Origin of the sequence: Streptomyces sp. NBC_00996, assembly GCF_045162675.1 — a bacterium.
In the GTDB taxonomy this organism is placed as follows: Bacteria; Actinomycetota; Actinomycetes; order Streptomycetales; family Streptomycetaceae; genus Streptomyces.
In genome coordinates, this window is sequence record NZ_CP108723.1 from 3,862,893 (window position 1) to 3,877,904 (window position 15,012).

The following is a 15,012-nucleotide window of genomic DNA, read 5'->3' on the forward strand; positions in this document are numbered from 1 at the left end:
GAAGGTGGGCAGTTGAAAGGCAGGTGTCGACCACATGGCAGGATCCGCCGGTACGCCGGGCACTCCGCGCGTCCTGCGCGCCATGAACGACCGCGCCGCCCTCGATCTGCTTCTCGCGCACGGGCCGCTGTCGCGGACCAGGATCGGGAAGCTCACCGGGCTGTCCAAGCCCACCGCCTCGCAGCTCCTCGCCCGTCTGGAGGCGGCGGGACTCGTCCTCGCCACCGGCACCAGCGAGGGCCGCCCGGGCCCCAGCGCCCAGTTGTACGTAGTCAATCCGGGCGCCGCCTACGCGGCCGGCCTGGACGTCACCCCCGAACGCATCCTCGCCGCCGTCGCGGACGTCACCGGCCGGACCGTCGGCGAGTACGAGCTGCTCACGCCCGGCCGGCGCCCCGCGCAGCCCGTCGTACGCCAGGTCACCGACGCCCTCGACGGCGCGGTGAAGGCGGCCGGGCTTGCCAGGGACGACGTCCGACGCCTCGTCATCGGCACCCCCGGCGCCTTCGACCCGAACACCGGTCGGCTGCGCTACGCCTCACACCTGCCCGGCTGGCACTCCCCCAGCCTGCTCGACGAGCTCGCGGCCGCGCTGCCGATGCCCGTCGAGTACGAGAACGACGTCAACCTCGTCGCCATCGCCGAGCAGCGGCTCGGTGCCGCCCAGGGCCACGAGGACTTCGTACTCCTGTGGAACGAGGGCGGCCTCGGAGCCGCGCTCGTCCTCGGCGGACGGCTGCACCGCGGCTGGACCGGCGGCGCGGGCGAGGTCGGCTTCCTGCCGGTGCCGGGCGCGCCCCTGGTGCGGCAGGTCACCAAGGCCAACAGCGGCGGCTACCAGGAGCTGGCCGGTTCGCAGGCCCTGCCCAAGCTGGCCCGCGAGCTCGGCATCGAGGACGTACCGACGGGTCCGTACGCCGAGGTCGCCGCGGCCCTTGTCGAGCGGGCCGCCACCATCGACGAGGGGCCGCACCGACGGCTCCTGGAGACCTACGCGACCGGTCTCGCCACGGGTCTCGCCTCGCTGGTCTCCGTGCTCGACCCCGAGCTCGTCGTGCTCAGCGGCGCATCGCTCACCGCGGGCGGCGAACCACTGCGCGCCCTGGTCCAGGCCGAGTTGGAGGAGCTGGCCGCGTCCCGGCCGCGTCTCGTCGTCGGCGACGTACACGAACACCCCGTGCTGCGCGGCGCGTTGGAAAGCGCCCTGGCAGCCACCCGCGACGAGGTCTTCGACACCTCCCGCTAGTCCGTTCCCCGCACGCTCACCACCTTCACCGCCCCCGCCCTGCCCTAGGGAGACCCCGTCATGCCCGGAATATCCCGGAAAGCGGTCACCGCGCTCGCCGCTTCCGCCTCGATAGCCCTCCTCGCCACCGCCTGTACCGGCCAGTCCGACTCCGGCGCGAGCGACGACGCGTCCAAGGACCAGACGATCAACTTCTGGCACGCGTGGAGCGCGCCCAACGAGGTCAAGGCCGTGAAGTCCCTGGTCGCGGGCTTCGAGAAGGCGCACCCCAACATCCACGTGAACATCGTCGGCAACATGACGGACGACAAGATCAACCAGGCGCTGCGCGCGGGGGGCGACAAGGCCCCCGACGTCGTCTCCTCCTTCACCACCAACAACGTGGGCAAGTTCTGCTCCTCCGGCGCCTTCGTCGATCTGAACCCCTTCTTCAAGAAGGCGGGCATCGACCCGGAGACAACCTTCCCGAAGGCGATGAACGAGTACACCCAGTTCGACGGCAACCGCTGCACGGTGCCGCTGCTCGGTGACGCGTACGGGCTCTACTACAACAAGACCGCGTTCAAGAAGGCCGGAATCACCAGCCCCCCGAAGACCTGGTCCGCATTCGAGAAGGACGCCAAGAAGCTCACCATCACCAAGGGCGACTCCTACTCGCAGCTCGGCTTCATGCCGAACTACCACGGCTGGGAGTCGACGACCGAGCACTACTTCGGTCAGTTCTCGCCGACGTACTTCGACAGCAGCGGCAAGTCGAACATCGCCAAGGACCCCGCTTTCACGGCCGGTTTCGCCCTCCAGAAGAAGCTCGTCGACGAACTCGGCGGTTACAAGAAGCTGGAGACGTACCGTTCCAAGCTCGGTGACGAATGGGGCCCCAAGCACCCCTTCCACACCGGTCAGGTCGCCATGCAGCTGGACGGTGAGTGGCGGCTCGGCATGGCCGAGGAGGCCAAGCCGGACTTCGAGATCGGCGTCGCCCCGCTGCCCGTACCCGACGACCAGGCCGACCAGTACGGCAAGGGCTACATCACCGGCACCATCGCGGGCATCGCCTCCACCAGCAAGAAGCAGAACGCGGCCTGGGAACTGGTCGAATACATGACCACGAACACGGACGCGGTGGTCGGCTTCGCCAACGACATCCACAATGTGCCGTCGACGCTCGCGGCGCTGAAGTCGCCGAAGCTCACGTACGACCCGCGCTTCAAGACGTTCCTGGACATCGCGTCGAACCCGAACTCGACGACGACTCCCGCGTCCATCAACGGCGGCACCTATCTGGTGACGATCCAGCAGCTCGGATACGACTACGAGAGCGGCAAGGCCAAGGATCTGAAGGCGGCTCTGGAAAGCACCGCCAAGCAGATCGACACGGACATCGCGCAGGCGAAGTAGTACGGAGATGAGCACGGTAACGCTCGCGTCGAAGCGCCGTCGTTCGGCGCTTCGAACGCTCGCCTTCATGTCGCCCTGGTTGATCGGCTTCGCGGTCTTCTTCGCGTACCCGCTGATCTCGACCGTCTATTTCTCCTTCATGCACTACGACGGCTTCAAACCGCCGACGTGGAGCGGAACGAAGAACTGGACGTACGTCTTCGAGAACTACCCGCTGTTCTGGCCCGCCTTGCGGAACACCCTGTGGCTGGTCGTCGTCATGGTCACGCTGCGGGTCCTCTTCGGGCTCGGCGTCGGACTGCTGATCACGAAGATCAAGACGGGTACGGGTGTCTTCCGCACCCTCTTCTATCTTCCCTACCTCGCCCCGCCGGTCGCGGCCACGATGGCCTTCGCCTTCCTGCTCAACCCCGGTACGGGCCCGGTCAATTCGATCCTGGAGAAGGTCGGCGTCCCGGCGCCCGGCTGGTTCAACGACCCCACCTGGTCCAAGCCGGCCCTCACCCTGCTGGCCCTGTGGGGCATCGGCGACCTGATGGTCATCTTCATGGCCGCGCTGCTCGACGTACCGACCGAGCAGTACGAGGCCGCGGAGCTGGACGGCGCCTCGGCGTGGCAGCGCTTCCGGTACGTGACCCTGCCGAACATCTCGCCGATCGTGATGTTCGCCGTGGTCACCGGCGTGATCCAGACCATGCAGTACTACACCCAGCCGCTGATCGCGGGGAAGGTCGCCTCGGGCGTCATCCAGGGCGCCGGTACGCAGTTCGAGCCCGGCTATCCCGACAAGTCGACGCTCACCCTGCCGCAGCTCGTCTACAACCTCGGCTTCCAGCGCTTCGACTACGGCTCCGCCTGTGTGGTCGCGCTCGTGCTGTTCGCCCTGTCCATGGTGTTCACCGCGTTTCTGATGCGGCGCCGGGGCGGTCTCATCCAGGCAGGTGACTGACACCCATGACTCAAGTACTCGACAAGCCGGTGGAGTTGCGGGCCCCGGTCTCGCCCGCCGAGCGCACCGCCCGCCGCAAGGCGCTCCTGGAGTGGGTCGCGATCCACGCGCTGGGCGTCGCGGCTGCCCTCTTCTTCGTCCTGCCCTTCGTGTTCGTGTTCCTGACCTCGCTGATGAGCGACACCCAGGCGCTCAGCCGCGATCTGATCCCGCACACGTGGGAGTGGGGCAACTACAAGAAGGTCTTCGACACACCGGGCTTCCTGACCTGGTGGAAGAACACCCTGCTGTACGCCGGTGCCGGCACGGTCCTGACGGTCGTCTCGTCGATCCCCGTCGCCTACGCGCTCGCCAAGTTCCGCTTCCGCGGCCGCAATCTGTCGCTGATGCTGGTCATCTCGATGATGATGCTGCCGCCACAGGTGGTCATCATCCCGATGTACCTCTTCTGGGCGAAGCAGCTGGACCTTTCGGGAACGCTCTGGCCGCTGATCATCCCGATGGCGTTCGGCGACGCCTTCTCCATCTTCCTGCTGCGCCAGTTCCTGATGACGATCCCGAACGAGTACGTGGACGCGGCGAAGGTTGACGGCTGCGGCGACCTCAGGACGCTCCTGAAGGTCGTGCTCCCGATGGCCAAACCCGGCATCGCCGCCGTCGCGCTCTTCCAGTTCTTCTACGCCTGGAACGACTACTTCGGGCCCCAGATCTACGCGTCGGAGAACCCGGGCGCCTGGACCCTCTCCTACGGGCTGGAGTCGTTCAAGGGCGCGCACCACACCGACTGGAATCTCACCATGGCCGCGACCGTGCTGGTCATGGCCCCCGTGATCCTCGTGTTCTTCTTTGCGCAGAAGGCGTTCGTCGAGGGTGTCACGCTCACCGGAGTGAAGGGTTGACCCATATGAAACTCACCGTGGTCGGCGGAGGGTCGACCTACACCCCCGAACTCATCGACGGATTCGCGCGGTTGAGGGACACCCTGCCGATCGAGGAGCTGGTGCTCGTCGATCCGGCGGCCGAGCGTCTGGAGCTGGTGGGCGGCCTCGCCCGACGGATCTTCGCTCGGCAGGGCCACCCCGGACGCATCGTGACGACCTCCGACCTGGACGCGGGCGTGGAGGGCGCCGACGCCGTACTGCTGCAACTCCGCGTCGGCGGCCAGGCGGCCCGCGAACAGGACGAGACCTGGCCGCTGGAGTGCGGCTGCATCGGGCAGGAGACGACGGGCGCGGGCGGCCTGGCGAAGGCGCTGCGCACGGTGCCGGTGGTGCTGGACATCGCGGAGCGCGTGCGCCGTACGAACCCGGACGCCTGGATCATCGACTTCACCAACCCGGTCGGGATCGTGACGCGCGCCCTGCTCCAGGCGGGCCACAAGACGGTCGGACTGTGCAATGTGGCGATCGGTTTCCAGCGGAGATTCGCGGGACTACTGGGCGTCACCCCCGCCGATGTGCACCTCGACCATGTGGGCCTCAACCACCTCACCTGGGAAACAGGTGTGCGTCTGGGCGGTCCCGAGGGCGAGAACGTCCTGCCGAAACTCCTCGCCGAGCACGGCGACACCATCGCCGACGATCTGCGCCTGCCACGCAGCATCGCCGACCGCCTCGGGGTGGTTCCCTCCTACTACCTGCGCTACTACTACGCACACGACGAGGTCGTCCGAGAGCTGCGTACGAAGCCGTCCCGGGCCGCCGAAGTGGCGCAAATGGAGCGGCAGTTGCTGTCGATGTACGCCGACCCGGCGCTGGACGAGAAGCCGGAGCTGCTCGCCAAGCGGGGCGGCGCCTACTACTCGGAGGCGGCGGTGGACCTCGCGGCGTCGCTGCTGGGCGGAGGCGGCAACCCGTACCAGGTCGTGAACACGTACAACAAGGGCACGCTCCCCTTCCTCCCGGACGACGCCGTGATCGAGGTGCAGGCTGCGATCGGCTCCAAGGGGCCCGCGCCGCTGTCGATGCCGTCCGTGGACCCGTTGTACGCGGGCCTGATGGCCAACGTGACGGCGTACGAGGACCTGGCCCTGGAGGCCGCCCTGCGCGGCGGCCGCGACCGGGTCTTCCGGGCCCTCCTCTCCCACCCCCTGGTCGGCCAGTACGCGTACGCCGACGCCCTCACCGACCAGCTGATCGCGCACAACCGGGAGCACCTCGCGTGGGCATGACGTCATCGGGCCCCGGCGCGGGGACGACCGCCGGGGCCGGCCCCGCGGGCCTGGTCCTGGCCATCGACGCGGGGAACAGCAAGACCGACGTCGCGGTGATCGCTGCCGACGGCGCGATCGTCGGCACCGCGCGGGGCGGGGGCTTCCGCCCGCCGGCCGTCGGGGTCGAGGCGGCCGTGGACGCGGTCGCCGACGCGGTCGGCCGGGCCTTCGCCGAGGCCGGTGTCGCCTCCGTCGCCCATGTCTCCGCGTGCCTGGCCAACGCGGATCTCCCGGTCGAGGAGGAGCAGCTGGCGGCCGCGCTGCACGCGCGCGCGTGGGGCGCGAGCGTGGAGGTGCGCAACGACACCTTCGCGATCCTGCGGGCCGGTGTGGCCGAGCCGCGCGGAGTCGCCGTCGTCTGCGGGGCCGGCATCAACTGCGTCGGCATGCGGCCCGACGGCCGCACCGCCCGCTTCCCGGCGATCGGACGTATCTCCGGGGACTGGGGCGGGGGTTGGGGCCTGGCGGAGGAGGCCCTGTGGCACGCGGCGCGGGCGGAGGACGGCCGAGGCGGCCCCACGACCCTGGCGCGCACGCTTCCCGCGCACTTCGGTCTGACCTCGATGTACGCCCTGATCGAGGCGCTGCACCTCGAACACATCGGCAACGCCCGCCGTCACGAGCTGACGCCCGTCCTGTTCGCCACGGCGGTGGACGGCGACCCGGTGGCCCGCGCGATCGTCGACCGGCTCGCGGACGAGGTGGTTGCCATGGCCATGGTCGCCCTGACCCGGCTCGACCTCCTCACCGAGGAGACCCCGGTCCTCCTCGGCGGCAGCATCCTCGCCGCCCGCCACCCACAACTCGACGACCGCGTCCACGAAGTCCTCGCGATCCGCGCTCCGAAGGCGGTCCCCCGGGTGGTCACGGCACGTCCCGTACTCGGCGCCGCCCTCCTGGGCCTGGACCACGTGGGGGCTCAGGAGGAGGTGCACACGCGCGTGCGGTCGTTCTACGAGCAGGCCTGACGAACGGGGGTTCGGGTGTCCGCGCCGGAAATTCCCGCACATCCGCGGGAACGAATGGCCCGGACGCCTCCTCTGGTGGGTGTCGATTGCCATCTCAGGAGGCCCCATGTCCGACCGCACGGCCGCACGAGCCGCCGCACTCCTCGCCTCGGTGCTCACCACGGACGCACTGTTCCACCTCTACTGGGCGACCGGTTCCACCTGGCCCGCCGCCGACGAGAAGAGCCTGTCGTACGGGGTCCTTGGTACCGAGGCCCCGTTCACCCCGCCCGTCGTCCTGCCGCTCGCCGCACTCCTGCTGACCGCGAGCGGCATCGTCGTCGCCCAGTCCCGGCGCCCGCACGGGCTGCTCCGCCTCGGCACCCTCGCGGTGGCGGCCGGGCTGTCCCTGCGCACACTGGCGGGCGTCTACTGGCTCTTCGCGCAGGACACCGGGACCGCCTTCTACCGGCTCAACCTCGGCCTCTACACCCCGTTGTGCGCGGTGCTGTGCGCGGCCGCGCTCAAGGTCGCCCGCCAACAGGGCACCGCTGCCCGGGAAAGCACCGCGCGTTGGGAAGATGCCGTACGTGTCCGATGAGGAAACGGTCCGCCGGGTGCGCGCCGCCCAGCGCGGCGACACCCTCGCCATGGCCGAACTGCTGGACGAACTGGCCCCCTACGTAGGCCGTATCTGCGGTCCCATCGCCCTGGACCAGGGGCCGGACGCCGCACAGGAGGCGCTGGTCGCGGTGTTCCGCTCGCTGCGCTCCCTCAAGGACCCGGCCGCGCTGCGCGGCTGGGTCCGAGCCATCGCGGTGCGCGAGGCGATCCGGTCGGCCCGGCGCGCCGCCCGCGCGGTGCCCGCCGATCTGAGCACCCTGCCCTCGCGCGGCGACCCCGAACTCGCCGCCGACATCCGGGACGTACTGGACCGGCTCTCCCCCGAGCACCGGGCCGTGCTCGTCCTGCGCGACGTGGAGGGCATGGACGAGCGGGCCGCGGCCGAGTTGCTCGGCCTTCGCGTCGGCACCGTCAAGTCCCGGCTGCACCGGGCACGGGACACCTTCCGGAAGGCGTGGACCTCATGACCGGACGCGACACGACCCGTCACTGGCCCGTCGCCGACCTCGACCCGGTGCGGCGGCTGCACGTGCTCGCCGCCGGCATCCGCGGCGCCCATGTCACCGAGGGCGTCGTGGCCGCCCCGTACGAGCGTGTATGGGCCCTGATGGGCGACCTGGAAGGCGAGTTCGGACGCGTCACGCCCGACATGCGAGGGCTGCGGATCCTGAAGCGGGACGGTGCCCGCGTCGAGGCGCTGGCCCGCAGCAAGTACGGGATGCGGGCCCTGCTGCGCGGGGAGCAGCGGCCGGGCTGGTGCTGGCTGCAGAGCCGGTTCCTGTTGGTCGGCGCCGCCGCGGCGCCGGACGGCGACGGAACACGGGTGGCGTTCACCGGAGGCGTGCGAGTGCCGGGGCGCGCCGCGCTGGTGCCGCTGGGTGTACGGCACGAAGGGGAGCGCAGTCTGCGGCGGCTGACCGGCCTGCTCTGAACGCGGCGGCGACGGGCGGGAACCGAACAGATCCGGACGGCGTATTCATGGGAAGGGGGGTGGTGCGGGAGCCTTGCGCTGCGCCGGAATTCGACAGTTGCGCTGCGATCCGAACAAGATCGAGTCAAGGCCTGTGCGGATGTCAGTCCCGGCGGCGATACTTGCGGCCGTACGCCTCTGTCCGCAGTCCGTGCTTCCCGCACACGGGACGGAGGCGAACTACGGATGACCATGGGGGAGGTCAAGTGACATACCCGCCGAAGGGCAGTGCGGCGCCACCGGCACCGGCCGGCGCGCCGACGATGCCCGCCGTGCCGCCGCAAGCCGGTCCCGCGGCACCGCGGGGCGGGCCGGCGACGCCGGACACGGCGCCCGCGCGCCGTACGGCATGGGCGGAGGGCGTCGATCGCCTGCGCGCCGCGGCGACGACGGAGCCGGGCCGGCTGCGCATCATCGGCGCCGTCCTCGCCCTCTTGGTCGTCGCGTTCGGCGCTGTCACCGCCTGGCAGATGACGGAGCGTTCGGCCGCCGCGGACGACGTGCTGTACAGCAGCCAGCCGCTGAGCGCGAGCGCCGCCGACATCTACCGCTCGCTCGCCGACGCCAACACGGCGGCCTCCAGCGGCTTCCTGGCCGGCGGCCAGGAGACCAAGGCCTCCCGCGACCGGTACGAGCTGGACATCAAGACCGCCGCCGCGAAGCTGATCACCGCCGCCAACAGCTCGGAGCCGGGCTCCCCCTCGGCGGACACCATCTCCGAGCTGAACAAGCTGCTGCCCGAGTACAAGGGCCTCATCGAGCGCGCCCGCGCCAACAACCGCCAGGGCTACCCGCTCGGCGGCGCCTATCTGCGGTACGCGAACGAGAAGATGCAGAAGCAGATGCTCCCGAAGGCCGAGGAGCTCTACCAGCGGGAGAACCAGCGGCTGAGCGCCGACTACGCCGACGCGAGGCCCTACCCGTGGGCCGCCATCGGCCTCGGCGTGCTGGCGCTCGGCGGCCTCGTCTGGGCCCAGCGCCGCAACTACCGGCGGACCAACCGGGTGCTGAACCAGGGCATGGCCGCCGCCACCGCCGCCTCCACGGTGGTGCTCCTGTGGCTCGTCGTCGGGCACAGCGTCGCGCGCGCCGGACTCGACGAGTCCTACGACCACGGCGTCCGCTCCATGAACGTGCTGCACGACGCCCGCATCGCTTCCCTGAACGCGCGGGGCAACGAGAACCTGACCCTGGTCAGCCGCGGCGCCGAGACCAAGACGCTGGCCGACGGCACGACGACGGTGGACGCCTTCGACTACGACTTCCAGCAGGACATGAAGACGCTCACCAAGGGCCTGGCCCTGGCGGCGGACCTCGCCGACGACAAGGCGGGCGAGGAGCCCGTACAGGCCGCCACCGGCAACATGAAGGTCTGGAAGTCCCGCCACAAGGAGGCGCGCGCGGCCGACGACGCGGGCGACTACCAGGGCGCTCTGAACAAGGTGATCGGATCCAAGAGCGACAAGCCGACGGGCGAGTGCTTCGACGGCGTCGACACGAATCTGGCGCTCGCCCTGACGCACGAGGAGAGCGAGTTCAAGCAGGCGGCGGGCGGCGGGCGGGACGCGATGACCGGTCTCCCGGTCGGCACGGCGGTCCTTGCGGTGCTCGCCGCGGCGGGCGCGCTGCTCGGCATCGGGCGCAGGCTTTCGGAGTACCGGTGAAAGGGGCAGCGGCGATGACGGCACGACGCCTGAGGGCGAGCCTGAAGGGCTGGGGCGGCGTGGGCGCGATGGCCGTCGCCTGCGCCCTCGCCGTGGTCTTCGCACTGCTGCTGCCGCTGGGCAACGCGCGCGGGGACGGCAGCACGGGCATCGGCGGCCAGGGAGTGGCCGAGGGCACCCAGGTGAAGGACGACACCTGCACCGATCCGCAGGACCAGAGTCTCTCCCCGTCCAGCGACGAGAGCGGCACGACGATCACGGCCATCAAGAAGCGCGGCTATCTGTCGGTCGGCGTCGACCAGAACAGCTACCGCTGGGGCTACCGCGATCCGAACAGCACGAAGAGGAGCAGCGACCTGGAGGGCTTCGACATCGATCTCGCGCACGAGATCGCCAAGGAGATCCTCGGCGACCCGAACGCCGTCCGGTTCCACGCCATCCCCACCATCCAGCGCATCCCGGCGATCAAGAGCGGCCAGGTCGACATGGTGGTCCGCACCATGACGATCAACTGCGAGCGCCTCAAGGACGTAGCCTTCTCCGCCCCCTACTTCCTGACCGGCCAGCAGGTCCTGGCCCCGAAGACCTCGGACATCAAGGGGTACGACAAGTCGCTGGCGAAGAAGAAGATCTGTTCGGCGGCGGGCTCCACCGCCTACGACAAGCTCAAGGCGGACAAGGACGCCGGCAAGCTCGTCTCCTCCGCCGACATATCCACCACCGTCCCCAACCAGCTCGACTGCCTGGTGCGGCTGCAGCTCGGTGAGGCCGATGCCGTCGTGACCGACGGCGCGCTCGCCGCGAGCCAGGCCGCGCAGGACCCGACGGTGGAGCTCAAGGGCGACCGCTTCACGACCGAGTACTACGGCGTGGCGATGAAGAAGGACGCGGACGATCTGGTACGCCGGGTCAACCAGGTCCTCGTGGACTACCGCAAGAGCGGCTGGCGCGCGTCGTACGACAAGTGGCTGTCCCCGACCCTGGGCGCGGACTCCGAGTCGGCGAACCCGCCCGCGGCGAAGTACAAGTAACCGACCTGGTACGACTGGAGAGTTACCCGGGCGCACCGGACAGGCGCACAGGGAACGACGGAGAGCGAGAGGTGATCGATGGGCGTCACGGGACCCCCCGGGCCGGTGATGGACCGGGACGAGGTGGACCGTGCGCTGGCGCGGCTCGGCGCGGAGCACGAGGCCATCGAGACCTCGCTCCTCGCCCTGCAGGACCACGCGGGCCGCAGACTCCTGGAAGGCGCCGAGCTCACGGGCACGACCAAGGAACGCTGGACGTCCGCGGAGGCGTCGATCACCTTGCTGTGGGCCTACTTCGACGCGTACACGGACGCGCTGCGCTCCGCCCGCGAGATCCGCTCCCGCAGACGCTGGTCCAGCCGTGACGACCTGGTCGAACTGACCGAGCTGCTGCGCGGCGAGAGCGTCACGGTCGCGGGCAGCGCCACCGCCACGGCGAACGCGCCGACCCTGGCCGGCAGCAGCAAGCTCAGCGAGCAGTTCTCGCTGGCCGCGCTGGTGGAGCGGATGAACGAGCTGTACGCGTCGTCGCTGGACATGGTCGTCGCCTCGGACGCCGTGTGGTCCGCGCTGCCCGCCCGGATCGATTTACTGGCCGCGGAGCTCCAGCGCACCCGCCAGCTCGCGCACTCCGTGGGCGTACGCCCCGGCGAGCACCCGGCGGGCGACGACCTGGAGCGGATCACCCGCACGCTCACCACGCTGCGCGAGCGTGTCGTCTCCGATCCGCTGGCCTTCTGGGTGCCCGCGCCGGGGAGTTCGGCGCCCGGCGGCGGACGCCCGGACACGACGACCTACGACCGCGAGGCGCGCGCCCTGGAGGAGGTGCGCCGGGAGATCGACGCGGTGCTCACCGTCCGGCAGGACGCCGAGGCGCGGCTCGTGAAGCTGCGGGACGTCCTCAGCCGCGCGGACCGCACGCTCGCCGAGGCGCGCAGCGCCCGCGGTGAGGTGCTGGCGAAGATCGCCGCGTCCGAGGTCCCGGCCGTGAGCGGTCCGCCGACCGCGCTGCAGGAGCAGCTGGCGACGGCCGCCGAGTACCGCAGACACGCTCAGTGGCACCGCCTGTCCCCGCTTCTGGAGTCGCTGGAGGAGAAGGCGGAGGACGAACTCCTGCGCGCTCGCGAGTCGTTGACGGCGGTCACCGCGCCGCTGGCGGTCCGCGCCGAGCTGCGCGGCCGCCTCGACGCGTACAAGGCGAAGGTCGCCCGGCACGGCTTCGCCGAGGACCCGTTCCTCGTCGAGCGCTACGACGCGGCGCGGCGCATGCTGTGGAGCGCGCCCTGCGATCTGCGCGTCGCGGAGGAGGCCGTGCTGCGCTACCAGCGGGCGGTCGCCGACCTGTTGAGCCCGCGGGTGCCCGAGCAGGGCGGGCCCCATGACCGGGTGGACCGGAGGGGGGAATCGTGAGTCAGCAGGCTGTGGGTGGGCAGCAGAAGTGTCAGCGGCCCGGCTGCTCGGGGTCGTACGAGGACGTGGGCGGCGGCGAGCTGTACTGCGACACGTGCGGCCTGGCCCCGGTGGTCTCGTCGAACGGCATGGTGGGCTCGCCCCCGACCGGGATCACGGCGGGCGGCAAGGGCTCGCGTGGATCGAACAGGGGATCCAACAGCAGCAGTGCGCGCAGCAGCTCGCGCGCCAGCTCCCGTACGTCCTCGCGCTCCTCGCAGTCACGGCGCTCGGTCTCGGGGCGGCTGTCGCGCTCGCTGTCGGGCCGCTCGACGGGCCGCTCCGTGTCGGTCCGCAGTTCCGGTTCGACCGCGGGATCCTCCGGGCGCGGCCGGCTCGGTGTCGGTCTGGTCGAGGTCCCGGACGTGCCGCGGCCCGACCCGCGCGAGATGGTCCAGGAGAACCCTGAGGTCCCCGAGCGGAAGCGATTCTGCTCGCGCTCGGACTGCGGGGCTCCGGTGGGTCGTTCGCGCGGCGAGCGGGCCGGGCGCACCGAAGGGTTCTGCACCAAGTGCGGCCACCCGTACTCGTTCGTGCCGAAGCTGCACGCGGGCGACGTCGTGCACGGCCAGTACGAGGTCGTGGGCTGTCTCGCGCACGGCGGGCTCGGCTGGGTCTACCTCGCCGTCGACCGCGCGGTCTCCGACCGCTGGGTGGTCCTCAAGGGTCTCCTCGACACCGGCGACCAGGACGCGATGGCGGCGGCGATCTCCGAGCGGCGCTTCCTCGCCGAGATCGAGCACGCCAACATCGTGCGGATCTACAACTTCGTCGAGCACCTCGACCAGCGGACGGGTTCGCTGGACGGGTACATCGTCATGGAGTACGTCGGCGGAAAGTCGCTGAAGGAGATCGCCAACGGCCGCCGCACGGCGGACGGCAAGCGGGACCCGCTGCCCGTGGAGCAGGCCTGCGCGTACGGCATCGAGGCCCTGGAGGCCCTCGGTCATCTGCACAGCCGCAACCTGCTGTACTGCGACTTCAAGGTCGACAACGCGATCCAGGCCGAGGACCAGCTCAAGCTGATCGACATGGGCGCGGTGCGCCGGATGGACGACGACGAGTCGGCCATCTACGGCACGGTGGGCTACCAGGCCCCGGAGGTGGCGGAGGTCGGCCCGTCGGTCGCCTCCGACCTGTACACGGTCGCCCGCACACTCGCCGTCCTCACCTTCGACTTCCAGGGCTACACGAACGTCTTCGTGGACTCCCTGCCCGACCCGGACAACATCGAGGTCTTCCGCCAGTACGAGTCCTTCTACCGGCTCCTGGTCCGCGCCACCGACCCCGACCCGGCCCGCCGCTTCGCCTCCGCGCAGGAGATGTCCGAGCAGCTGACCGGTGTGCTGAGGGAGGTCGTGTCCCTCCAGACGGGGCGGGCACGCCCGGCGCTGTCCACCCTGTTCGGGCCCGAGCTCAAGGTCACGGACACGGAGTTGTTCGGGAAGCTGGACGGCGATGTGTCGCGGCTGGGGTCTCGGGTGATCCCCCTCCGTGGGAAGAAAGGCGCGCCCCAGCTGCCGGCCGGCTCGAACGGCACTCCGCTCCTCCCCCCGGCGACCACCGCGAGCGCGCTGGTCAAGTCCGTGCCGGCCGCCGCCACCGCGCTCGCGCTGCCCATCCCCCGAGTGGACCCGGGCGACCCCAACGCGGGCTTCCTCGCGGGCCTCATGGCATCCGCGCCCGGCGAGCTGATCACGGCGCTGCACGCGGCACCCACCGGCTCGCTGGAGCTGCGCCTGCGTGAGTTGCGGGCCCGTCTGGAGATGGGCGAACTGAACAGCGCGGCCAGGGCGATCGAGGCCCTGGAGGCGGACCACCCCGACGACTGGCGGGTGGTCTGGTACCGGGGCGTCGCGGCCCTGGCCACCGGTGAGTACGAGATCGCTGCGCTGTCCTTCGACGCGATCTACGACGCCTTCCCCGGCGAGCCCGCGCCCAAGCTGGCCCTCGGCCTGTGCGCGGAGGTGCTCGGTCAGCTGGACAACGCCGCCGAGTACTACCGCCTGGTGTGGACGACCGACCCCAGCTATGTGAGCTCGGCGTTCGGCCTGGCCCGTGTGCAGCTCGCCTCGGGCGACCGCAGCGGCGCCGTACGCACGCTGGAATCCGTACCGGAGTCGTCGATCCACTACACGGCGGCGCGGGTCGCCGCCGTACGGGCGCGGCTGCGGCAGCGGATGGCCGAGGAGGCGGCGGCCGCGCCGTTCCTGGACGATCTGACAGCGGCGGCGGGACAGGTCGAGGCCCTTGACGGATACGGTCTCGACTCCGTGCGACGCGAGCAGTTGTCCACAGAAGTCCTTGGCTGCGCGCTGGACTGGGTACTCTCCGGTAGCCAGGGTTCCGCTCCGGCTTCCGGAGGCGGACGTGTGCTGCTCGGCAGCGAGCTGGACGAGCGTGGCCTCCGCTTCGGACTCGAGCGTTCGTACCGGACGCTGGCCCGGCTCGCGCAGGGCGGCGAGGAGAGGATCGACCTGGTGGAACGTGCAAACCGTTACCGCCCCCGGACGTGGGTGTGA

The 15,012-nt window shown here is 70.6% G+C and carries 13 protein-coding genes; all 13 read left to right on the forward strand.

Annotation, left to right across the window (positions count from 1 at the left end; genetic code table 11):
* Positions 1-34: 34 nt before the first annotated feature.
* Positions 35-1,246, forward strand: a complete 1,212-nt coding sequence (locus OG390_RS18260) for an ROK family transcriptional regulator (RefSeq protein WP_406169217.1) — start codon at positions 35-37, stop codon at positions 1,244-1,246.
* A 60-nt stretch (positions 1,247-1,306) separates the two neighbouring features.
* Positions 1,307-2,644, forward strand: coding sequence for an ABC transporter substrate-binding protein (locus OG390_RS18265; RefSeq protein WP_406169218.1), 1,338 nt, complete (start codon positions 1,307-1,309; stop codon positions 2,642-2,644).
* Between the two features lie 7 nt (positions 2,645-2,651).
* A complete protein-coding gene (locus OG390_RS18270) occupies positions 2,652-3,593 on the forward strand; it encodes a carbohydrate ABC transporter permease (protein WP_406169220.1) in 942 nt (313 codons plus the stop codon).
* Between the two features lie 5 nt (positions 3,594-3,598).
* Positions 3,599-4,492 carry a carbohydrate ABC transporter permease gene (locus OG390_RS18275; RefSeq protein WP_369246648.1) on the forward strand — a complete coding sequence of 298 codons (894 nt, stop codon included), beginning with the start codon at positions 3,599-3,601 and terminating at the stop codon, positions 4,490-4,492.
* Positions 4,493-4,497: 5 nt separating this feature from the next.
* Positions 4,498-5,763, forward strand: coding sequence for a 6-phospho-beta-glucosidase (locus tag OG390_RS18280; protein WP_406169222.1), 1,266 nt, complete (start codon positions 4,498-4,500; stop codon positions 5,761-5,763).
* Positions 5,760-6,773: an N-acetylglucosamine kinase gene (locus OG390_RS18285; protein ID WP_406169224.1), complete on the forward strand. Its 1,014-nt coding sequence runs from the start codon at positions 5,760-5,762 to the stop codon at positions 6,771-6,773. The genes OG390_RS18280 and OG390_RS18285 overlap by 4 nt, the downstream gene beginning before the upstream one ends.
* Before the next feature lie 106 nt (positions 6,774-6,879).
* Positions 6,880-7,353: a DUF3995 domain-containing protein gene (locus OG390_RS18290; protein WP_406169226.1), complete on the forward strand. Its 474-nt coding sequence runs from the start codon at positions 6,880-6,882 to the stop codon at positions 7,351-7,353.
* On the forward strand, positions 7,343-7,843 hold the full coding sequence (locus tag OG390_RS18295; protein WP_406169228.1) for an RNA polymerase sigma factor: 501 nt from the start codon (positions 7,343-7,345) through the stop codon (positions 7,841-7,843). Before OG390_RS18290 ends, OG390_RS18295 begins: the two co-directional genes overlap by 11 nt.
* Positions 7,840-8,307 carry a hypothetical protein gene (locus OG390_RS18300; protein ID WP_406169230.1) on the forward strand — a complete coding sequence of 156 codons (468 nt, stop codon included), beginning with the start codon at positions 7,840-7,842 and terminating at the stop codon, positions 8,305-8,307. Before OG390_RS18295 ends, OG390_RS18300 begins: the two co-directional genes overlap by 4 nt.
* 245 nt (positions 8,308-8,552) lie before the next feature.
* Positions 8,553-10,010 carry a hypothetical protein gene (locus OG390_RS18305; protein WP_406169232.1) on the forward strand — a complete coding sequence of 486 codons (1,458 nt, stop codon included), beginning with the start codon at positions 8,553-8,555 and terminating at the stop codon, positions 10,008-10,010.
* A 14-nt stretch (positions 10,011-10,024) separates the two neighbouring features.
* Complete coding sequence (locus OG390_RS18310) at positions 10,025-11,041, forward strand: glutamate ABC transporter substrate-binding protein (protein WP_406169233.1); 1,017 nt, start codon at positions 10,025-10,027, stop codon at positions 11,039-11,041.
* Positions 11,042-11,119: 78 nt separating this feature from the next.
* Positions 11,120-12,451 (forward strand): hypothetical protein, encoded by a 1,332-nt coding sequence (locus OG390_RS18315; protein WP_406169235.1) that lies wholly within the window; start codon positions 11,120-11,122, stop codon positions 12,449-12,451.
* 11 nt (positions 12,452-12,462) lie between these two features.
* On the forward strand, positions 12,463-15,012 hold the full coding sequence (locus tag OG390_RS18320) for a tetratricopeptide repeat protein (RefSeq protein WP_406177726.1): 2,550 nt from the start codon (positions 12,463-12,465) through the stop codon (positions 15,010-15,012).